Source organism: Streptomyces sp. Root1310 (genome assembly GCF_001426425.1).
In the GTDB taxonomy this organism is placed as follows: domain Bacteria; phylum Actinomycetota; class Actinomycetes; order Streptomycetales; family Streptomycetaceae; genus Streptomyces.
Map to the genome: position 1 here is coordinate 322,423 of NZ_LMEQ01000034.1, position 21,215 is coordinate 343,637.

General features: G+C 73.1%; 16 protein-coding genes. 6 read left to right on the plus strand and 10 right to left on the minus strand.

The features are described from left to right. Nucleotides 1–24: 24 nt before the first annotated feature. From ASD48_RS39645 to ASD48_RS39665, 5 genes are all read right to left on the minus strand, one after another. A complete protein-coding gene (locus ASD48_RS39645; RefSeq protein WP_057606750.1) occupies nt 25–603 on the minus strand; it encodes a phosphatase PAP2 family protein in 579 nt (192 codons plus the stop codon). Then, a complete protein-coding gene (locus ASD48_RS39650) occupies nt 596–1,987 on the minus strand; it encodes a diacylglycerol kinase family protein (RefSeq protein ID WP_242432865.1) in 1,392 nt (463 codons plus the stop codon). Before ASD48_RS39650 ends, ASD48_RS39645 begins: the two co-directional genes overlap by 8 nt. Before the next feature lie 59 nt (nt 1,988–2,046). Next, the gene (locus ASD48_RS39655) at nt 2,047–3,801 is read right to left on the minus strand and encodes a tetratricopeptide repeat protein (protein WP_057606751.1); all 1,755 of its coding nucleotides are present in this window, start codon (nt 3,799–3,801) and stop codon (nt 2,047–2,049) included. A gap of 267 nt (nt 3,802–4,068) precedes the next feature. Then, nucleotides 4,069–6,084: a DUF1996 domain-containing protein gene (locus ASD48_RS39660; RefSeq protein WP_057606752.1), complete on the minus strand. Its 2,016-nt coding sequence runs from the start codon at nt 6,082–6,084 to the stop codon at nt 4,069–4,071. 196 nt (nt 6,085–6,280) lie between these two features. Then, a complete protein-coding gene (locus ASD48_RS39665) occupies nt 6,281–7,021 on the minus strand; it encodes a hypothetical protein (RefSeq protein WP_057606809.1) in 741 nt (246 codons plus the stop codon). Nucleotides 7,022–7,502: 481 nt separating this feature from the next. Between ASD48_RS39665 and ASD48_RS39670 the strand changes: the two genes are divergently transcribed. Next, a complete protein-coding gene (locus ASD48_RS39670; RefSeq protein WP_057606753.1) occupies nt 7,503–7,922 on the plus strand; it encodes a cupin domain-containing protein in 420 nt (139 codons plus the stop codon). Nucleotides 7,923–7,943: 21 nt separating this feature from the next. Here the strand turns inward: ASD48_RS39670 and ASD48_RS39675 are convergent, their stop codons facing one another. From ASD48_RS39675 to rpmG, 3 genes are all read right to left on the minus strand, one after another. After that, entirely contained in the window at nt 7,944–9,371 is a 1,428-nt protein-coding gene (locus ASD48_RS39675) for an alkaline phosphatase family protein (protein WP_057606754.1), read from the minus strand. 152 nt (nt 9,372–9,523) lie between these two features. Next, nucleotides 9,524–10,060: an isochorismatase family cysteine hydrolase gene (locus ASD48_RS39680; protein ID WP_057606755.1), complete on the minus strand. Its 537-nt coding sequence runs from the start codon at nt 10,058–10,060 to the stop codon at nt 9,524–9,526. Nucleotides 10,061–10,215: 155 nt separating this feature from the next. Beyond that, on the minus strand, nt 10,216–10,380 hold the full coding sequence (rpmG, locus tag ASD48_RS39685; protein WP_057606756.1) for a 50S ribosomal protein L33: 165 nt from the start codon (nt 10,378–10,380) through the stop codon (nt 10,216–10,218). Between the two features lie 211 nt (nt 10,381–10,591). On the opposite strand from rpmG, the gene ASD48_RS39690 reads away from it, so the two are divergent. Further along, entirely contained in the window at nt 10,592–11,254 is a 663-nt protein-coding gene (locus tag ASD48_RS39690) for a lipoprotein (protein ID WP_199876190.1), read from the plus strand. A gap of 613 nt (nt 11,255–11,867) precedes the next feature. Here the strand turns inward: ASD48_RS39690 and ASD48_RS39695 are convergent. Beyond that, the gene (locus ASD48_RS39695; RefSeq protein ID WP_057606758.1) at nt 11,868–12,713 is read right to left on the minus strand and encodes a DUF72 domain-containing protein; all 846 of its coding nucleotides are present in this window, start codon (nt 12,711–12,713) and stop codon (nt 11,868–11,870) included. 122 nt (nt 12,714–12,835) lie between these two features. On the opposite strand from ASD48_RS39695, the gene ASD48_RS39700 reads away from it, so the two are divergent. From ASD48_RS39700 to ASD48_RS39715, 4 genes are all read left to right on the plus strand, one after another. After that, on the plus strand, nt 12,836–15,424 hold the full coding sequence (locus ASD48_RS39700; RefSeq protein ID WP_057606759.1) for a SpoIIE family protein phosphatase: 2,589 nt from the start codon (nt 12,836–12,838) through the stop codon (nt 15,422–15,424). Between the two features lie 51 nt (nt 15,425–15,475). Beyond that, on the plus strand, nt 15,476–18,172 hold the full coding sequence (locus ASD48_RS39705) for a SpoIIE family protein phosphatase/ATP-binding protein (RefSeq protein ID WP_199876192.1): 2,697 nt from the start codon (nt 15,476–15,478) through the stop codon (nt 18,170–18,172). A gap of 133 nt (nt 18,173–18,305) precedes the next feature. Then, nucleotides 18,306–19,670, plus strand: coding sequence for an FAD-dependent oxidoreductase (locus ASD48_RS39710; RefSeq protein ID WP_057606761.1), 1,365 nt, complete (start codon nt 18,306–18,308; stop codon nt 19,668–19,670). Between the two features lie 133 nt (nt 19,671–19,803). Then, nucleotides 19,804–20,769, plus strand: coding sequence for a DUF1152 domain-containing protein (locus tag ASD48_RS39715; RefSeq protein WP_057606762.1), 966 nt, complete (start codon nt 19,804–19,806; stop codon nt 20,767–20,769). Between the two features lie 69 nt (nt 20,770–20,838). Here the strand turns inward: ASD48_RS39715 and ASD48_RS39720 are convergent, their stop codons facing one another. Next, nucleotides 20,839–21,207: a PadR family transcriptional regulator gene (locus ASD48_RS39720; RefSeq protein WP_057606763.1), complete on the minus strand. Its 369-nt coding sequence runs from the start codon at nt 21,205–21,207 to the stop codon at nt 20,839–20,841. Nucleotides 21,208–21,215 lie beyond the last annotated feature (8 nt).

Below are 21,215 nucleotides of genomic sequence, written 5' to 3' on the forward strand. Positions count from 1 at the left end.
GCCCCCTCGGGCCTCCCGGCCCGCTCAGCCGTCCTTACGCGCGGTGAGCGCCAGCACCAGCGCCGCCGAGCCCGTGCCCAGCAACGCTCCGGCCACGACGTCGCCCGGATAGTGCACCCCGGTGTGGACCCGCGAGTAGCCGACCGCGCAGGCGAGCAGGCCCAGCGGCACCGCGGAGACCGGCAGGCTCGGGCCGACCGCGGCCGCGAAGGCCACGGCCGAGGCGGTGTGCCCGGACGGGAAGGACGCCGACTGCGGCATCGGCACGTGCCGCCCCGGGAACGGCGAGTCCTCGGCGCGGTGCGGTCGCGGCCGGCGCACGAGCTTCTTGCCGAGCAGGTTGGCCGTGGCCGAGGCGACCCCGATCGCCGCGACCCCGAGCACGGCCGCACGGCGTGGGCGGCGGCCGCACAGGGCGAGCCCGGCGGCGACGCCGAAGGACAGCTTCGAGTGGTCGGCGGCCGCGGACAGCCGGCGCAGCGCGCTGTCCAGGGTGGGCGTCCTGGTCACCGTGACCGTCTCGTACAGGGCCTGGTCCATGGTCGCGAGGTCGCGGACCAGATGCGAGGTGGGAAGCTTCGGCAGACGGTCGGACTCAGACATCGTAGGCCTCCTTGATCGTACGGGAGTCGGTGTGGCCGAGCGCGAGGCGGACGATGCGCCGCCAGTCGACCGTGGGGGGCGCGTAGGCCGCGCCGGGGCGGTGCCGGGGCACCCGGACCCGCAGCACGGAGGGCCGTACCGTGCACACGACAGGGGTGGCCAGTTCGAGCGCCTCGCCGTCGACGGCCACCGCGATGCGCTCACGGTCCGCCTCGACGACGACGCGCCGGGACGACACCGAGGTGATGCTGCCCGCGCGCTCGCCGAGCAGCGCCAGTTCGGCAGCCTGGGCCGCGCCCTCCACCCGGACTCCGATCACGCCGAGCAGTCCGGCGTCCAGCCGGGGCCGGCGTCCGCCGCCGAGCGGGTCGGCACGGGCGTAGGCGTTGTTGCTGACCAGCAGGGCCTGCGGCGCGTGCACATGGGTGTCGTCCGTCTGGACGTCCAGGGTCGGACCGGCCTCGCCCTGGAGCAGGTCGGGCAGATGGTCGAGCGCGGTGGCGGCCTTGGCGTCGCGGTAGTCGGGGCTCTGCACTATCTCCGCGTACGCCCCGAAGGAGACGGTGTTGACGAAGGCCCGTCCGCCGACATCGCCGAGGTCCACGCGGAGTTCGACGCCGTTGGTGAGGGCGTCGAGGCTGCGTGTGGGGTCGGTGCGGTCGAGGCCGAGGTCCATGGCGAAGTGATTGCGGGTACCGGCGGCGATCACCAGGAACGGCACGTCGTGTTCGGCGGCGACGGCCGCGACGAGTGCCTGGGTGCCGTCACCGCCCGCGACACCGAGCAGGTCCGCGCCCTCCGCGACGGCCTGCCGGGCCTCCGCCTCCGGATCGGTGTAGGTCTCGTCGGCGCCGAGGACGACCACCCGCGCGCCGAGCGCCTCGGCCCGCTCGACGAGGCCGTGCTTGACGACCTTGCCGCCGCCCGAGCGCACGTTCATGATCAGGACCGGCCGGCGCGGCGGCGGGGTCCTCCGGCCGTGCATGCCCTTGGGACGGCGCACGCTGCGCAGCGAGGCCCGCGCCGAACCCAGGGCCCCCGCCCACAGCGCGAGCGCGCCCACCGCCACCGGCCACAGACCGGACAGGGCGTACAGCACCACGACGCCCACCGGCGCGGTGACGGCCACCAGCCCGCCGAGCAGCCGGGCGCCGCCCCGGTGCGCCAGCATCCACCACACGCCCGCCCCCGCCAGCGCGAGGAGGACGAAGCCGACGAACAGGACCAGCCAGCCGCCGGACCCCGCGCCCGCCATCACCACCGCGATACAGGCGGCGACCAGCACCAGGGCGAGCCGCGCCCAGCCTCGGGCGCGGGCGACGGCGTCCCGCTGCGCCGGGCCGATGTGCGGCAGCGACCATTTCTTCCCACGTGTCTCGTTCATCGTGCGCCCGCCATGCTCCGAGGCCCCCTCTTGTGCGTCGACCGCGCCGACGATCTCGATCAATTGTCCATGGCGCAGCACCCGGATGTGACCGAGGCCCCGGGGCCGGTCTCCGTGTCGGCGTCCCTGCCCGTGTCGGCGCCGGTGTCCGTGCCGGTGTCGAGACGGCAGAAGCAGGACGCCCGGACGGGCACGTCGGCCAGGGCGGTGGCGAACTTCAGCTGGTGGGCCACGATCCGCGCCTCCGCCTCCTTGCCCAGCCCGACCAGGCACTCGTGGTAGCCGTGCAGGGACCACACGTTGCCGGGGTGCTGGGACGGCCGGGGCAGTGTGTCGTCCAGTCCGAGGTCGGCGCGGTAGACCGCCTCGGCCTCCTCGATCCGCCCCTGCTCGAGCAGCAGGGCGCCGTACGCGTGCCGGGCGGGCTGCATCCAGCCCCAGGGTTCGTCGTAGGGGAGGCCGTCGTCCAGTTCGACGGACCGCTCCAGCGCGGCAAAGGCGAGGTCGTGGTTGCCCTTGCGGTACTCCAGTTCGCCGTCGAGCATCGCGGACGCGATCGCGAGGATGTCCCGGCAGGTGTTGTTGAACAGCATCCGGGTCTCGGGCACCCGCTCGGCCGCCGAGCGGAACAGCGAGCGCTCGTCCTCGGCCTCGGGGATCCGGCCGGTGGCGGAGAGCGCGACACCGCGGGCGTAGTGGCGCAGCGCGGTGGTCACGCTGTGCAGGACCGGGTCGGCGGGCGGCGGCACGTCGAGGACGTCCTGCCAGCGGCCGAAGCGGATCAGCACATGGAACCGCATGCTGCGGAACGCCTCCAGCCAGTCGGCCATGGGCGGGCTCTGCACGCGCAGCAGTTCCTCCGGGATGGAGGCCTCCAGCCGTTCCGCGGTCTCCAGCGCGGTCCGGTACTGCCCCAGGAACATCGCGCCGTAGATCTTGAAGTGGTAGTTGTGCGAGCGGTACAGCGTGTAGAAGTTCATCGCGCCGGAGCGCGTCCGGTACTTCTCGTCGGCGGTGATCGCGGCGGTGTTGTCCGTGACGACGCGCCGGTAGTCGCCGCACAGCACGTCGAGGTGCGAGGGCATGTGCTGGAGGTGCCCGGCGTCGGGGACCAGGCCGCGCAGCCGGTCGGCGACCCGGAGGGCGGCCTCGGGGGTGGCCGACATCTCCATGAGGTGGACGTAGAAGTGCAGGACGCCCGGGTGCGCGGCCGCGGCCGGCTGCGCCAGCGCGCGGTCGAGCACCGCCTTCGCCTCCCGTGTGCGGGCGCCCTGGGCCGGCCGGCCCGTGCGCAGGTCCCACAGCTGCCAGGGGGTGAGGTTCATCAGGGCGTCGGCGTACAGGGCGGCCACGTCGAGGTCGTCGGGCGCCAGTTCGTGGACGGCCCGCATGGCGTCGGCATAGGGCTCGTTCCACACCGAGCAGTCCTCGGCGGGGCGGTTCCGCGGGTAGCGGGCGCGCAGCGCGCCGATCAGAGCCCGCTCGACGGGGGTGGCGGTCCCGGCCTTGCGGTGGGCGAGTTCGACGGCCTCGTGGGTACGGGCGACGGTCCGCGCGAGGTCCTGGTCGTCGAAGAACTCCCACGGCTTGTTGTAGTTGGGGCCGAGCGCGTAGGCGATGCCCCAGTGGGCCATGGCGCAGTCGGGGTCGGCACGGACCGCGGCCTCGAAACAGGCGATGGCTTCCTCGTGGTGAAAGGCGTACGACCAGACCAGTCCGCGGTCGAACCACAGCTGGGCCTCGGCGGACGAGGTCGTCACGGACCGGCCGTGGGTACCGAGGTCGTAGTACTCCCCGGACGTCGTGTGCTCCATGGGTCTCCCATCGTCGCGCGCGCTTCGAACGACGTATACCGTGCGGTCCGGCGCGGCGGCGACGGCGCGTGTGCGGGAGCACCCGTACGGGGGCGCGGGCGCCGACGGATCGCGCCGAGGGCCCGTCGGCGGTCCGACGGGCCCTCGGTGGAACGGCTGCATCCCCCTGCCGAGTCCCAGTGCTGCACCTCAGAGCGGAGACGCGGTGCTGGGACTCGGTGCTGGGACGCGGTACTGGGACGCGGTGCTGGGACTCGGTGCTGCGACTCAGTACTTGCGGCGTGCGTTGCGGAACAGAACGCCGAAGCCGGCGATCACCAGCAGCCCTCCGGCGGCCGCGGGCCAGAGATTGGCGCCGGTCTCGGCCAGGCCGCCCTGGACCGCCTGGGGTTCGGTCCCGCCCGGGACGGTCGTGTCGGCGCCCGTACCGGCCGGGGTCTGCGACTGCCCGGGCGTGGCCGCGGGGGCGGCGGTCGCCGGGGAGCCGATCTCGCCGCCCGAGCCGGCGGCGGGTGCGGAGGTGGCCGCCTTGGCCGACGGCTTCGTGTAGACGCGGGGGGAGGCGGGCGCGGAGGCGTCTCCGCCACCGTTGCCGCCCGCTCCGGGCTCGGTGTCGGCGGGCTCGGTGGTCGCGGGCTTCTCGGGGGCCTGCGACGGCTCCTGCGTGCCCTCGTCGGAACCGTTTCCGTTGCCGCCGTTTCCGCCGGCGTTTCCGTCGCCGTTTCCGGCGTTTCCGTTGTCGCCGGAACCGTCGTCGTCGCCGTTGCCGGCACCGCCGTTGTCGCCGGAACCGTTGTCGCCGCCGTTTCCGTTGTCACCGCCGTTGCCGTCGTCGGAGCCCGGGTCGGTGCCGGCGCCGCAGGTGCGGCCGTCGTTGATGCAGCCGACCATCTCGCCCATCAGGTCCTCGTCGAAGACGTTGATGAAGTCACCGTGGTCGGTCACCGGCTTGTGCAGCTGCTCCGGGAAGGAGTCCACCGCGAACAGCGGAGTCGTCTTGCCGCCGTCCTGAAGGCTCGGCGCGTCGACGTCGTACACGATGCGCTGCACCAGCTGCGGAACGGCCTTGAAGCCGTTCGGGCAGGTGCCGTCGGCGGCGGCGAAGGCCACGTGGGTGCGGTGGTTGGCGCTGTCGATGTTGCTGCCGTCCCAGCAGCTCTGGAAACGGAAGGTGCGCACCACGTCGCTGCCGGACGGGCAGAGCGGGTACTTGTCCTTCAGCTGCCGGTCCTCGAAGCCGGTGCAGCTCCAGGACGCGTTGGCGTTGGCCGTGCCGTTGACGAAGGCCTTGGCGTCGCCGGTGATGACCCGGAGCAGCCGGGGCATGGCGGTGACCTTCTCGCGCGGGTTGCCGACGAAGGTGAGGGTGACCTCCTTGGGGGTCACGATCTCGCCGGCGTTGCCCTCGATGCCGCCGCCGGGCTTCTGCGCGTCCTGCTCCTGGTTGCCGTTCTGCAGGCGCAGCACGGGCCAGTAGTAGGTGGACTTGTCGCCCTGGTCGACACAGCTCGTGCCGGCGTTCGCCAGGTCGTCGTCGGAGGCGAAGGCGTCGTTGGACTGGTTGCCGACGTAGTCGTGGAAGTGGTGTGCGCCGTTGGTGACGCCCGGGGCCACGATCACGTTGTCGGAGTTGAACACGCCGTTCGCGTTCACTCCGCAGCTGGTGGCGAAGGTGCCGCGGGAGGGGCCGGAGCTGGGATCCGGGGTCTGCCGCGTCGGCTGGACGGCGTTGATGTCGGCGTAGTCCGCGGCGACGGGGCCGTTTCCGGCCTGGCCGCCGTTGCCCTGCTGACCGTTGCCCTGCTGGTCCGAGCCGCCGTTCTGGTCGCCGTCGCCGTTCTGGTCGTCGCCCGCCTGGTCGCCGTTCTGGTTCTCGTCGCCGTTGCCGTCGGCGCCTTCGTCGGCCTGGTCGTCGTTGGCCCGCAGGGTGCAGGCGGCGAGGTCGTCCAGGCCCTCGGGGCGGTCCCCGGCCCGGTCGATGGCCTCGGCGATGCGCTGGATCGTCGCCCCGCGCTTCTCCTTCAACGGGTCCATGACCGCGTTGTCGGCGAAGTCCGCGTCCTGCCGCACCGATTCCGCCGACTCCTGGAGCCGGCGGTAGGCCTCGGCGATCTGCTCGTCCAGCAGGGCGAGTTCGCGGGCGACCTCGGGCGAGGCCTGCTCCGGGACGTCGGTCAGCTTGCTGCCGACGTCCGGGCAGTCGATGGTGACGGCGCTGTTGCCGCCCTGTCCCGAGCCGTCGGAACCGTCTTCGGTGGCCGATGCGTAGACGTTCACCCCCATCAGTCCACCGCCGCCGATGATGAGCGCCAGCGCCGCGAAAGTCGCTCGTCGCCCGCCCGTCTGGCGTCTGCGCCTGTTCTGTACCAAGGAGTGCTCCTACACGTCGTCGTCGGCGGCCTTGGGCATGAGATCCCCCGGCCCTATACGCAAGCGGACGCAGGAGTGTTCAACCGCACCACGAATTCATAGCAAGATCTCAGGCGGACGCCGTGTCCTGCGCGTTCGTGGCGGCCCGCCGACGGTGGCGGCCCCGCTCGTGCACCAGACCGAGGACGACGGCGGCGGCCACCGCGATGAGGTGTTCGCGGCCGGCGAGGTTGGGCTTGGCGATCGACTCGAGCACCATCGAGCCGCCGGTGAGGAGGAACACGACGGGCGCGTGGCGGACGACCGAGAGGTAGGTGAACAGGCCGACGACCGCGGCGGACGGGCCGGTGTCGAGGACCTGGCCCACCTCGGGCGGCAGTCCGAGGCCCCACCACCCCGGCCCCATCGCCATCATGACCCGCGCGGTGAGGGTGCCGGCCAGGGTCGCCGCGTAGGCGATCAGCAGGGTCCGGCGGCGGCCGAGGGCGAGTTCGGCCAGGGCGAAGGCGAGGAACAGCTGGGTGATGCCGGCCCACACCGGCAGATCGAGGGCCGGGACGTACAGGGAGACCGGCGTGCGCAGCAGGGCGAGCCACAGCGGCAGGTCGCCCTGGACCCCGCCCAGGATCCTCACCACCGTCCCGCCCGTGGGGTGCTGGGCGATGGCGTGGAAGAAGATGACGCCCGCGCAGGCCACGAACGCGAGCAGCAGCGCCGCGGGGCCGCGCCGGCGCAACTGCCGCAGCGGGTCGACGACGATGCCGTACCACTCGCCCCGCAGCGTCCGGCCGACGAAGCCCGCGATACGGGCGGGCGCACCACCGAGCGGCCCGCCGAGCGCACCACCCAGCGCCCCGCCGACCGAACGGGCGGCGCGCGGCCCACCCTCGGCACGGCCGGCACGCGGCGCACCCTCGGCACGCGGCTCGTCCCCGGCACGGCTTCCGCGAGGCCGCTCAACGTCCGGACGCAGGATGCTCAAGGTCTCCCCCAAACACTCGTCGCATGATGTCTCATACGATTCACGCCTTGAAGGACGCAGGGGAGGCCCACGAGGATCACTCCCGCGGAAGCCGTCTGGCTCACATGCCGGCCGGGCTTCGGTCGGGGGTGCGGCCGGGGGGCCACGCGAGATTCGGGTGAGGCACGTGGGGTGACGGGCACCCGTGCGCTCGATGACACCCGGTCACCTCTCCGTGACTCAGGTGGGTTAATGTCACTGCTGTGGAACGCACTGACCAGCGGAACATGACCCCGGCCGGGTTACGTCGCACAGCGGGCCCGACCGGCCCCGGCGCCCCCGGCCCCCGCCCGCCCCGGACGACCGCCGCGTGAACCGATCGTCGCCCGTCGAGGCCCGCACCACTGCCGTATCCCCCACCGAACCCGCGCCGACCCTGCTCGCCGACGGCCTGCTCACCGAACGGCTCGCCCTGGCCGCACCGGAGAACAGCAGGGTCGTGGTCGCCGACTACGAGATCCCGCCGGGCCACTCGCTGCCCTGGCACTACCACGAGGGCCGGGTCGTCGCCGTGGTGACGGCGGGCGTCCTGACCCGGACCCTGGCGGACGGATCCGAGTGCGTCACACCCACCGGCGGATGCATCGTCGAACCGGTGGGTCCGCAGGGCGTGCACATGGCGGAGAACCGCGAGCTGGAGCCCCTGCGCATCTGCGCCCTCTTCTTCCTTCCGCGGGACAGCCCGTTGTCTACGCGCGCAGACCCGCCCGACCGGGTCGTCCACCGCTGACGCGGGGCCCGCTCGTCCGGATCACCGCCGCGGCCGGGGACCCGTCTCCTGGACCGGGAACGACTGCTCGGCGCCCGGCAGGGTGGGCCTGGGCAGGGTGGCGACCTCCTCCTTCGCCTTCAGCAGCTGCTCCGCCGTGTCGTCGGGCAGGGCCGGCGCGAGCGGGCTGGTGGACGCGAAGCGGAAGGCGGAGGTGAGGTCACCGAAGGCGCTGCGCCGCCAGTCGCTGATGTTCGGCTCCATGACCCCCGTGAGTCTCTCCAGGAACCGCAGGGTCGAGGTGTGGTCGAAGGGCTCCGAGGCCACCCAGCCGCCGACGGTCCAGGGCGAGACGACGACGGCCGGGACCCGGAAGCCGCCGCCGATCGGCAGCCCGCCGACGAACTCGCCGGACGTGCCCACGGGCGGGGTCGGCGGGGGCACATGGTCGAACAGGCCGTCGTTCTCGTCGTAGTTGAGGATGAAGGCCGTCTTGCGCCAGACCTCGGGGTTGTCCGCGATGGCCTCGAGCTTCGAGGCGACGAAGGCCGCGCCCGCCGCGGGCAGGTGGTCGGGGTGCTCCGACTGGTGTCCCGGTGGCACCAGCCAGGACACCGTCGGCAGCCGGTCGGCCCGGGCGTCGTCCTCGAAGGTGCCCTCCGGCTGCGGCCGGACGCCCCGCTCGTACAGCTCGGAGCCCGGTCGCGCGTTCCTGAAGGTGTCGAACTGCTCCAGCATGTTGCAGCCGTAGTCGTCCTCCTGCTGGTACACCTTCCAGTCGACCCCGGCCGCCTGGAGCCGTTCCGCGTAGGTCGTCCAGCTGAACGGTGTCGGGGCGGAGTTGCGGACGGCGGGCCCGCCCCGGGCGCCGTCGGGGTCGATGGTGCCGGTCATCCACATCAGGCGGTTCGGCCAGGTCGGGCCGAGGACCGAGCAGAAGTAGTGGTCGCAGACGGTGAAGGTCTCGGCGAGGGCGAACTGGAACGGGATGTCCTCGCGGGTGTGGTAACCCATGACGTAGGGGGCGTTGGCGCCGTCGGCCGTGCGGTGGGCCGACATCCAGCGGTCCATGCGGCCGCCGTTCCACGCCTCGTGCTGCACCGACCAGGCGTGACTCGTGGACGGGATGGCCTGGGCGCTGGAGGTGCGGGTGTCGAGGTGGAAGGGCAGCAGGTAGCCCGCGGGGTTCTCGGCGTCGGGCTGGTGGAAGACGGAGCGTCCGGTGTCGAGGGTGAGCGCGTCGGGGTCGGCGAAGCCGCGCACGCCGGACAGGGTGCCGAAGTAGTGGTCGAAGGAGCGGTTCTCCTGCATCAGCAGGACGACGTGTTCGACGTCGGCGAGTGAGCCCCGGCGGGACGGTCCGGCCGCGACGGCCTTCTGCACGCTCGGCGGGAGCAGCGAGAGCGCCGCGGCGGCGCCCAGTACGCCCGCGGTCGAGCCCAGGAGCCTGCGACGGGTCAACTCGGCCATGTGTGGTGTGCCCCTTGCTGAGCGGAGGAGGAGGAAGGAACCGGGGAAGCCGGAAGGTGAAGCAGGGGAAGCGGAGAAGGGAACGGACCGACCGTCAGACCGTCAGACCGCTGGGCACGCAGGTCACGTCACGAAGGGCCGTTCAGGGCCGTTCAGGGCCACAGCTCACCGCTGTCGCATACGCGTGCCCCCATGTTGCGCTCCATCATCACCAGCGCCGCGTCCGCGAGATCGGCGTGGATGTGGGCGACGGCGTCCCGGGGGACGGTCACGTCGAAGTGGCGGATGTGGGCGTCGAGGGCCGAGTACAGGACGCACTGCTCGGTGACCTGTCCGCACAGGACGAGGTGGTCGATGCCCTCCTGCCGGAGCAGGTACGACAGCGGGGTCTCGAAGAAGATCGAGTGCCGTGCCTTGACGACGAAGAGCGAGTCCGCGTCGGGCGCCAGCGGCTCGACGAGTCCGGCGTGCGGGCCGGACAGGGCCGCGTCGAGGAGTTCGCCGTGGTGGGAGCGCCACTGGCCGAAGTTGTCGTTGACGTAGACGACGGCTTCGCCGGCGCGGCGGGCCCGGTCGAGGAGACCGGCGGCCACCGGGACCGCCTTGCGGGCCGACGGCAGGAGCAGGTCGGCATCGGGGTGGTCATAGGTGTTGATCATGTCGATGACGATCAGCGCGGTCTTGCTCATGCCTCCATGGGTTCCCGGGAGAGCGTGAATATGACGGCACGTCACTCGTCCGCGCGACGTCCGCGCGAGAGAGCGGCCGGGGCCCCCTCCCGAGGCCCCGGCCGCTCTGCTGTTCCGGGTCGGCGCCGTTCAGCCCTGCCGGGCCGGCGCCGACCTCATCGCGCCTCTCGGAAGGAGACGTGCCGTCCGGCGATGGGGTCGTACTTGCGCAGGACCAGCCGGTCGGCGTCGTTGCGGCGGTTCTTGCGCGTCACGTAGGTGACACCGGTACCGGCGGTGGACCTGAGGGTGATGACGGGGCGCGCCGTGCTGCGGGCCATGGGGAACTCCTCTCACACCGACTCGCACCTGCTGATCGGTGCATGTCAGTCACGCGGTACAACAGGGGGTGGGACCGGGACATTCCCCGGCCGCATCCGTCCCCGCGGCGAATCTCGGTGGCGGGGGCCATGACCCCCTCGGTTACAGTGCTCCGCCGGTGTCGCGCCGGCGCCGAGAGGAGACACAGCAGTGCGCTTTGGGGCGGGGACCGTGGGGAACGTGGGGCAGGGGCTGACACTGGCGGCCCTCTTGACGGGGCTGATGACGGGATGCGCGGCCGAGGAGGCCGAACCCGACGGCGCCTCGGGGGCATCGGCGTCGGTGTCGGCGAAGGCGACCTCGAAGGTCGCGCAACGCGGCGGGTCCATCGGGGCCTCCGGTTCCGCCTGTGAACTCCCGGTCACCTTCGACATCGCCGAGTTCTGGAAGGCCGAGGCCGTCGGCGACGAGGGGTCGGCCGGCGCCACGGGCGATCTCGCCGACCTCGCCGACGCCCTCCTGCGCCAGGGCCCGGTCACCATGGCCTGTGAGGTCGACGCCAAGCCCGCGGGGAAGATCGGATTCCTGCGGGTGTGGACGGGTGAACCGGGCGACACCGACGCGCGTGCCGTGCTGGAGGACTTCGTGGCCGCCGAGCAGGGGGCGAGCGGGGCGCGGTACAGCACGGTGAAGGCGGGCGACATCACCGGCACCGAGGTCGAGTACGTCACCACGAGCGAACTCCTCGAGGAGACGAAGAAGGAGCACGCGCTCGCCGTCACCACGCCCGAGGGCCCCGTCGTCCTGCATCTGGGCGGCATGGACACCGCGGAACACGAAGCGATGCTCCCGGCGTACGAACTGGCCAAGAGCACCCTGCACACCACCAGCTGACCGAACAGGGGCCCGGCCCCGGTCGCCCCCGTCGGGCAGAACCCGTACCGGCGAGCCCCGGTGAGCGGCCCGCCGACACGGCACCCGATCGCCCCGGCCGGCCGAGCCCGGCTGGACCACACCCGGAAGCAGCCCCGACGGCCGAACGGCGCCCCGGCCAACCACCCGCCGTCACACAGCCCACCCCACCCGGCCGACCAGGCCGATCCGGGCCGGACAGCGGCCTGTCGGCGGAGGGCCCGTCGAGGCGGGTGATCCGCGCCGGGTCGGTCGTTCCGGGCCGGGCCGGTCGGTCGGTTGGTTGGTTGGTTGGTTGGTCCAAGCCGAGCCGAGTCGGTCGGTCCGAGCCGAGCCGAGTCGGTCCGAGCCGAGCCGAGTCGGTCCGAGCCGAGCCGGTCCGTCGATCCGAGCCGAATCGGTCGGTCGAGCCAGGCCGGTCGGGCCGCGGCAGGGCGGTCGGGCGGGGGCCGGTCGGGCCGAGCCGGGCCAGTCAGGCCAGGGCAGGCCGGGCGGGCCGGGGCGGGCCGGGGCGGTCAGGCCGGGCCTGACCGGGGCGGGCCTGACCGGCCGGGCCGGGCCGGGCCGGGCCGGCCAAGCAGGCCAGGCCAGGCGGTCAGGGGGCGAGCAGTGTTCGCATGCGCTCGGCGGCGCGGACCGCGGAGTCGCCGCAGCAGGTGTTGAAGAGGACGTGGACCCGCTCCGCCCGCCGGGCGAGCGCGCGCACCCTCGGCACCCACTCGCGGAGCTCGCCGTCGGTGTACTCGTGCCGGAAGCGGTCCTCCTTGCTGCCGCTCCCCCAGGCCGGGCTGCGGCCGTGCAGGCGGACGACCGCCAGCCGCCCGCAGGTGACGGGCGTGACGGGCGGCACGGCGGACGGCAGGGACTGCTCCATGTCGACGGCGGCGGTGGCGAAGCCGTACGACCGCAGCAGACCGGCCGTCCTGTGCTCCCGTTCGCCCCGCCACCAGTCCGGATGCCGGAACTCGACGCAGACGGGCCACCCGGCGGTGCGCTCGGCGCACTGGGCGAGGAACGCGTGGGCCCGCGCGCCGGGACGGAACCACGGCGGGAACTGGAAGAGGACGGCGCCCAGCCGCCCCGCGTCACGCAACGGCCGGATCCCGTCCGTGAACCTCCGCCACACCTCGTCCAGGGCCTTCGGGCCACGGACGTCGGCGGGCAGGCCCGGCGGCAGCACGGCCGACCGGGTGGGATGCCCGGTCAGCAGCGAGAAGGCCTTCACGTCGAACACGAAGCCGTCGGGGGTGCGCTCCGTCCACAGCCGGGCGTTGCGTTCCCCGGGCAGCGCGTAGTAGGTCGCGTCGACCTCTACGACCGGGAAGCGTTCGGCGTAGTGGCGCAGCCGTCCCTCCGCGTCGCGCCGCCCGGCCGGATACCAGCCGCTGGAGACCAGTGCCCGGTCCGTCCAGGAGCAGGCGCCCACCAGAATCTCACTCATGGCGTGCCGGTTACCCCGCCCTGAACCGTTCTCCCCGGGGTCGCGCGGATGCACATCCGGCCAGGTGTGGCGCATTCTTGCTGTGTCGCCCAAGCGGCGGCGCACGGACGAGGTAGGGCCGAATGACTGGGAGCGCCGGAAACGAGCGGAAGCCGTCCGGGCCACCGCCCGCGCTGCTGACCGCGGCCGTGGCGGACGCGCTGCGGGCGACGGACGGCCGCACCGGGGGCGTGTATCTGTGCTCGGCCACGTCCCGGCTGCTGCGCCTCGCGGTCCTCTCGGGGCTGCCCGGTCCGCTGTTCCGCCCCTGGTGGCGGGTGCACATGGACCGGCCGTTCCCGGTGGCCGACGTCTACCGGACGGGTGCGCCGGTGGTGCTGGCCAACGCCACCGAGATGATGCGCCGCTACGCCCAGCTCGCCGCGGGCCTGCCCTTCCAGTTCGGTTCGCTCTACGTGCCCGTCGTCGCGGACGGACGGTCCTTCGGAGTGCTGGCCGTGCTGCGCCGTGCGGCGGCCGGCGCGGCGGAGGTGCAGGCGGAGCGGGAGCGGCTGACGGCGGTGGCGGACGCCCTGGGCGCGGACCTGCTGCGGCTCGCGGCGGACGGCGGGGACGTCACCTGGGACGACGAGCCGCTGTGCGTACGGCCGCCGGCCGCCGGACCGGCCCCGGGGCGCGTGGGGCGGTTCTCCTGGGACCCGGCGACCGACGTCGTCACGCTCGACGAACAGGCACGCACGCTGCTCGGTCTGCCCCCGGACGACTTCCCGGGCACCCTGGACGCCCTGGCCCGGGCCGTCGACCCGACGGACGCCCACCGGCTGCCGGGCCTGCTGCACCGGACGGCCCGCGGCCGGCCGCCGCCGCTGCCGCTGCAGGTGCGCACCACGGAGGGCGGGCTGCGACTCCTCGAACTGTGGGACGCGTCGGGTGTGGCGCCCCTGCCGGACGACGCCCCTTCCACCGCGCCCCGCCCCATCGCCGGCGTCCTCCTGGATCCGGGCCCCGGCGCCCTGGCCGACGGGGCGGCCGACCTCCTCCCGGAGGGGGTGTTCTGCCTCGACCGGCTGGGGCTGGTCGTCTACGCCAACGCGCGCGCCGGGCATCTCCTCGGCGTGCCGCGGGACCGGCTGGTCGGCCGGTCCCTGTGGGACGCCGTGCCGTGGCTGATCCAGCCCACGTGCGAGGAGCATCTGCGCGGCGCCCTGCTGTCGCCGGAGCCCGCGCACTTCCATGTGCGGCTTCCCGTCACCGCCGACACCTCCCCCGTGCCCCGGCCGTACGAGGGCGACTGGCTGCGCGTGTCCCTGTATCCGGGCGCGGATCTCGTCACCTGCAAGGCGGTCCCGGCGAACCGCGTGCCCGACGAGACGGCCCACGACCCCGTGGAGACGGACACCCCCGCTCCCGGCACCGGCGCCTCGCTCTACCGGCCCATCGTCCTCGCCATCGCGCTGACGGAGGCGGTGACCGCCCGCCAGGTGTCGGCGGTGGTGATGCAGGAGCTGCTGCCGGCGTTCGGCGGACGTCGGCTCGCCATCTACCTGCTCCAGGAGCGGCACCTGTACCTGGCGTGGGAGTCCGGTTTCCCCGAAGGCTTCCTGGCCCCCTTCGAAGGGGTGGGGCTGGACACCCGGCTGCCGGGCGTGGAAACCCTCACCACGGGCCGGCCGCTGTTCTTCGACTCGATGCAGCAGCTGGCGGACGCCTATCCGGGCATCGACCTCGACGCGTCGGAGGGCGCTCGCGCCTTCCTGCCGCTGATCGCCTCGGGCCGCCCGGTCGGCTCGTGCATCCTCGGCTTCGACCGCTCACGCAGCTTCGGTTCCGAGGAGCGCACGGTGCTGACCGCGCTCGCCGGGCTGATCGCCCACGCGATGGAGAAGGCGCAGCGCTACGACACCGAGGCCGCCCTCGCCCGGGGGCTCCAGCAGGCCCTCCTCCCCCGGCGGCTGTCGCAGCACGCGCGCGTGGAGACCGCGGGACGCTATCTGCCGGGCACCGAGGGCATGGACGTGGGCGGCGACTGGTACGACGTCGTGGAGGCCGGGGACGGGCTCGCCCTGGTCATCGGCGACGTGCAGGGGCACGGCGTGCAGGCGGCGGCCACCATGGGACAGCTGCGCAGCGCGGTGCGGGCGTTCGCCCTGGGCGACCGGCCGCCCGAGGAGGTCATGGGCGGCACGAACCATCTCCTCATCGACCTGGACCCCGGCCAGTTCGCCAGCTGCTGCTACGTCCGGCTCGACCCGGCCACCGGTCTGGCCCGGGCGGCCCGCGCCGGGCACCTGCCGCCGCTGCTGCGCCACCCCGACGGCCGAACCGAGGTCGTCGAGCTGCCCGGCGGCGTGGTGCTCGGGGTGGACCCACGCGCCCACTACCCGGTGACGGAGCTGCGGCTGGAGCCGGGCGCGATCCTCGCCCTCTACACGGACGGGCTGGTCGAGCGGCCCGGCCACGACATCGACGACGGCATCACGGATCTGCGCCGGGCCCTGGCCGGGGCAGGGTTCTCGCGACCTCCGGCCGACACCGGCGCCACCGGGCCCGCCGCCGACGCCCGTTCCGGCCGTTCCCTCGCGGACGTCGCCGACCTGCTCACCGCGACGGCCCGGCAGGCCGCGGACCGGGCGGACGACATCGCGCTGCTGCTGGCCACCCGGCAGGCGGCGGAAGTCACCCACGGCAAGCGTGCGGGACACGGCGCGTGACCGTGCGTGACGACTCTCGCCTCGCGCGGCCCGGCAGTGTAGACATGGCACATGGTCCGACTCCTGGGGCGCTCGGATGCCCGGCCGGCCCGTCGTCCCCGGGGCTCGCGGGTCCGGCGTACGCCTGAGTCCGCACTGGGCGGGCGCAGTCTCGCCGCGCAGGTGTTCGTTCTCCAAGTGGTCATCGTGCTGCTGCTGGTCGTGGCCGCGGTGGTGGCGCTGCTGCTCCAGGTGCGTCACGACACCACCCAGGAGGCCCGCAACCGTTCCGTCGCGGTCGCGCAGACCTTCGCCAACTCGCCGGGCATCGTCGAGGCGCTGAACTCACCCCATCCGACGGCCGTGCTCCAGCCCAAGGCCGAGGCCGCCCGCAAGGCGTCCGACATGGACTTCCTCGTCGTCATGAACACCGACGGCATCCGTTACACGCACCCCAAACCGGACCGCATCGGCAAGAAGTTCGTCGGGAACATCCAGCCGGCGCTGGACGGCGGGATCGTCGTCGAGGAGGTCAACGGGACCATCGGCCGGCTGGTCCAGGCGGTGGTGCCGGTGAAGACGGCCGACGGGACCGTGGTCGGGCTCGTGTCGTCCGGTATCACCACCGCGCACGTCGGCGGCAACGCCGACCGGCAGCTGCCGCTCGTCCTCGGCAGCGCCGCGGTCGCCCTCGCCCTGGCCACGGCGAGCACGGCGCTGGTCAGCCGCCGCCTGCTGCGCCAGACCCACGGCCTGGGCCCGCGCGAGATGACCCGGATGTACGAGCACCACGACGCCGTTCTGCACTCCGTCCGGGAGGGTGTGATCATCGTCGGCGGCGACGGCGACCTGCTGCTCGCCAACGACGAGGCGCAACGCCTGCTCGACCTGCCCCCGGACGCCGAACGGCGCCAGGTCCTCGATCTGGGACTCGACCGGGACACCGCCGAACTGCTGGCCTCCGGGCGGATGGTCAGCGACGAGGTGCACCTGGTCGGGGAGCGGCTGCTGGCGATCAACCAGCGGCCCACCGACCTGGCGGGCGGACCGGCGGGCAGCGTCGCCACCGTGCGCGACTCCACGGAGCTGCGCGCCCTGTCGGGCCGGGCCGAGGCGACCCGCGAGCGCCTCGACATGCTGTACGCGGCCGGGGTGGCCATCGGGACCAGCCTGGACGTCACCAGGACGGCCGAGGAGCTGACGGAGCTGGCCGTGCCGAGGTTCGCGGACTTCGCGTCGGTGGATCTGTTCGACGCCGTCCTGGAGGGCGAGGAGCCGGGGGTCCGGGGCACGTTGCGCCGCACGGCGGTCAGCGCGATCCGCAAGGGCGCGCCGCTGTACGCGGTGGGCGAGCGGATCCGGTTCGTGGACTCCGCACCGCAGGCCCGCAGTCTCGGCCAGGCACGGGCGGTTCTGGAGGCCCGGCTCGCCCAGGCGCCGGGCTGGCGCGCCCAGGACCTCGAACGGACCGAGCAGGTCGTGGAGTTCGGTATCCACTCGCTGATCACCGTGCCCGTGCGGGCGGGGTCGCTGATCCTGGGCGTGGTGAGTTTCTGGCGTTCGGAACGGCCCGACCCGTTCGACCCGGACGAGGTGGTGCTCGCGGAGGAGCTGGTGGCGCGGGCCGCGATCTCCATCGACAACGCGCGCCGGTTCACCCGCGAGCACGGCATGGCGGTCACCCTCCAGCGCAGTCTGCTGCCGCGCACCCTGCCGGAGCAGAACGCCCTGGACATCGCCTACCGCTATCTGCCCGCGCAGGCGGGTGTGGGCGGCGACTGGTTCGACGTGCTGCCGCTGTCCGGGGCCCGGGTGGCCCTCGTCGTCGGTGACGTGGTGGGTCACGGGCTGCACGCGGCGGCCACCATGGGCAGACTGCGGACCGCGGTGCACAACTTCTCCGCCCTGGATCTGGCCCCGGAGGAACTCCTCGGCCTGCTGGACGAGCTGGTGGCCCGTATCGACCAGGACGAGGCGGACGACAGCACCGACGCGGCCGTCTCCGGGGCGACCTGTCTGTACGCCATCTACGACCCGGTCTCCCGGCGCTGCACGATCGCCCGGGCCGGCCATCCGCCGCCGGCGCTGGTGCACCCCGACGGCCGGGTCGAGTACCTCGAGGTGCCCGCCGGACTCCCGCTCGGACTGGGCGGGCTGCCGTTCGAGACGGTCGAGCTGGAGCTGGCCGAGGGCAGCTCGCTGGTGCTGTACACCGACGGGCTGGTGGAGGACCGGGAACGGGACATCGACACCGGTCTCGAGCTGCTGCGCACCGCCCTGGAGCGGGGCTCCGGCGGTGAGCCGGAGGGGACCTGCCAGGCCGTCCTGGACGCCCTTCTGCCGCCCCGCCCGGGCGACGACATCGCGCTGATCGTCGCGCGCACCCGGGCGCTGGGCGCCGACCGGGTAGCCGAGTGGGACGTGCCGGTGGACCCGGCGGCGGTCGGCGAGGTGCGGGCGGCCGTGGTGCGGCAGCTGGCGCGCTGGAACCTGGAGGACCTGTCCTTCACGACGGAACTGATCCTGAGCGAACTGGTCACCAACGCGATCCGCTACGGCAGCGCCCCGGTGCGCGTCCGGCTGCTGCGCGACCGCACCCTGATCTGCGAGGTCGCCGACAGCAGCAGCACCTCACCGCACCTGCGGTACGCGGCCATGACCGACGAGGGCGGCCGCGGGCTGTTCCTGGTGGCGCAGCTCACCGACCGCTGGGGGACCCGTTACACCGCCAAGGGCAAGGTGATCTGGGCCGAACAGCCGCTGCCGTGAGGCGAGTCGGCCGCACACACTACTCATAAATGCGGCTTATGAGTCCATAGACCGGACCCGCGTACCGGGTAAGGTTTGCCTTAGTTTAGGCTTCCCCCGAGTCGATCTGTCGCCACTCGAAGGGAACCTGATCATGCCCCGCCCCCTGCGGGTAGCCATTGTCGGAGCCGGCCCCGCCGGGATCTACGCCGCCGACGCGCTGCTCAAGTCCGATGTGGCCGCCGACCCGGGTGTCTCCATCGACCTCTTCGAGCGCATGCCTGCCCCGTTCGGCCTGATCCGCTACGGCGTCGCCCCGGACCACCCCCGCATCAAGGGCATCGTCAACGCCCTGCACCAGGTCCTCGACAAGCCGCAGATCCGTCTCTTCGGCAACGTCGACTACCCCACCGACATCAGCCTGGACGACCTGCGCGCCTTCTACGACGCGGTGATCTTCTCGACCGGCGCGACGGCCGACCGCGACATGTCGATCCCCGGCATCGAGCTCGACGGCTCCTACGGCGCCGCGGACTTCGTCTCCTGGTACGACGGCCACCCGGACGTGCCGCGCACCTGGCCCCTCGATGCCGAGAAGGTCGCGGTCCTGGGAGTCGGCAACGTCGCCCTCGACGTGGCCCGCGTCCTGGCCAAGACGGCGGACGAGCTGCTGCCCACGGAGATCCCGGCCAACGTCTACGAGGGCCTGAAGGCCAACAAGGCGCTGGAGATCCACGTCTTCGGCCGCCGTGGCCCGGCGCAGGCGAAGTTCTCCCCGATGGAGCTGCGGGAGCTCGACCACTCCCCCACCATCGAGGTCATCGTCGACCCCGAGGACATCGACTACGACGACGGCTCGATCGCCACGCGGCGCGGCAACAAGCAGGCCGACATGGTCGCCAAGACGCTGGAGAACTGGGCGATCCGCGACGTCGGCGACCGCCCGCACAAGCTGTTCCTGCACTTCTTCGAGTCGCCGGCCGAGATCCTCGGCGAGGACGGCAAGGTCGTCGGTCTGCGCACCGAGCGCACCGCCCTCGACGGCACCGGCAACGTCAAGGGCACCGGCGAGTTCAAGGACTGGGACGTCACGGCGATCTACCGCGCCGTCGGCTACCTCTCCGACAAGCTCCCGAAGCTGCCCTGGGACCTCGACTCGGGCACGGTCCCGGACGAGGGCGGCCGCGTCATACAGGAGTCCGGCGAGCACCTGCAGTCGACGTACGTCACGGGCTGGATCCGCCGCGGTCCGGTCGGCCTCATCGGCCACACCAAGGGCGACGCCAACGAGACGGTGTCGAACCTGCTGGACGACCACGCGAACGGCCGTCTGCACACGCCGGCCTCGCCCGAGCCGGAGGCCGTCGACACGTTCCTCGCCGAGCGCGACGTCCGCTTCACCACCTGGGAGGGCTGGTACAAGCTGGACGCCGCCGAGAAGGCGCTGGGCGAGCCGCAGGGCCGCGAGCGCGTGAAGATCGTCGAGCGTGAGGACATGCTGCGGGAGAGCGGCGCGTAGTCCTGGGCGCGGGGTTCGGCCGCGGCGTCGGGCCGCTCTGGCCACGGCCGGCCGAACCCCGACCCGCCCCCGGTCAGGGGTGGTTGACGTAATGCTGTTGGGCCGCCCGATCCACGCCTGTTAGCGTCCCGGGGTGTTCACCCTCCACGAGCCTCCCCTCTTCACCCGGCTGCGCGACGCGCGCCGGGTGCTGATCGCCGGTGCGGGCGGCGGTTTCGACGTGTACGCGGGACTGCCGCTGGCGCTCGCCCTGCGCTCGGCGGGCAAGGAGGTCCATCTGGCCAACCTCTCCTTTGCCGACCTGTACGGACTGCCCTCCGAGGTCTGGCTCCAGCCGGACGTGGCGGCCGTCCGCCCCGACATCCCCACCCGCGGCGACTACTTCCCCGAACGCACCCTGGCCCGCTGGCTCGACCGCAACGGCCTCCCGTCCACGGTGTACGCCTTTCCGCGCACCGGCGTGGAACCCCTGCGAGCCGCCTACCGGGCGCTCCTCGACCACCTGGGAGGGGTGGACGCCGTCGTGCTGGTGGACGGCGGGACCGACATCCTGATGCGCGGCGACGAGCACGGACTGGGTACGCCCGAGGAGGACATGGCCAGCCTCGCCGCCGTCCAGAGCCTCGACGACGTCCCCCACCGGCTGGTGGCCTGTCTCGGCTTCGGCGTGGACGCCCACCACGGGGTGAACCACTCCCTCGTCCTGGAGAACCTGGCCGCGCTGGACCGCGAGGGCGCCTACCTCGGCGCGTTCTCCCTGTCGCACCAGAGCCCCGAGGGAGCCCTCTACCTGGACGCCGTGGCCGACGCGCAGGCCTGCACCCCGGGCCACCCGAGCATCGTCAACGGCTCCGTCGCCGCCGCCGTACGCGGTGCCTTCGGCAACGTGCGGTTCACCGAGCGGACCAAGGACAGCGAACTGTTCGTCAATCCGCTGATGGCGCTGTACTTCTGCGTCGACGCGCCCGGCCTGGCCCGCCACAACCTCTATCTGGACCGCCTCGCCGACACCGTCCTGATGCGGCAGATCAGCTCCCGCATAGAGGAGTTCCGCGACGGACTCCCGCTGCTGCGGCAGCCCCGCGCCTTCCCGCACTGAGGGGCGGCCGCCCCCCGATGCGGGCGGCGGTGCGGTGGCGCCCTTCGAGCAGGGGCGGCGTTCCGGTCGTCATGCCGGACCTGCGGCGAGTCCGGGCCCGGTGGCGGGCGGGGTGACGCTTCCGGGGGCGCGGCGGCGCTGGGCGAGGCGGCGCCTGGCCGCACCGGCTCCGGCCGCCATGCGGTCGGCCTCGGCGACGAGGGCGTCGGCCCCCTCGTCGGTGATGCGGTGGTAGCGCCTGAGCCGGCCCTGCAGGACCTCCTCGCGGTCCAGGGCGATCAGTCCGTCGGCGGTGAGCCGGTCGAGCACGCCGTACAGCGTGCCGACCCCCAACCGCACCTCGCCGTCGGAGAGTTCCTCCGTCTCGCGCAGGATGCCGTATCCGTGCCGGGGCTGGTCGGCGAGGGCCGTCAGCACGAGGAAGGCGGCCCGGGTCATGCTCTTCG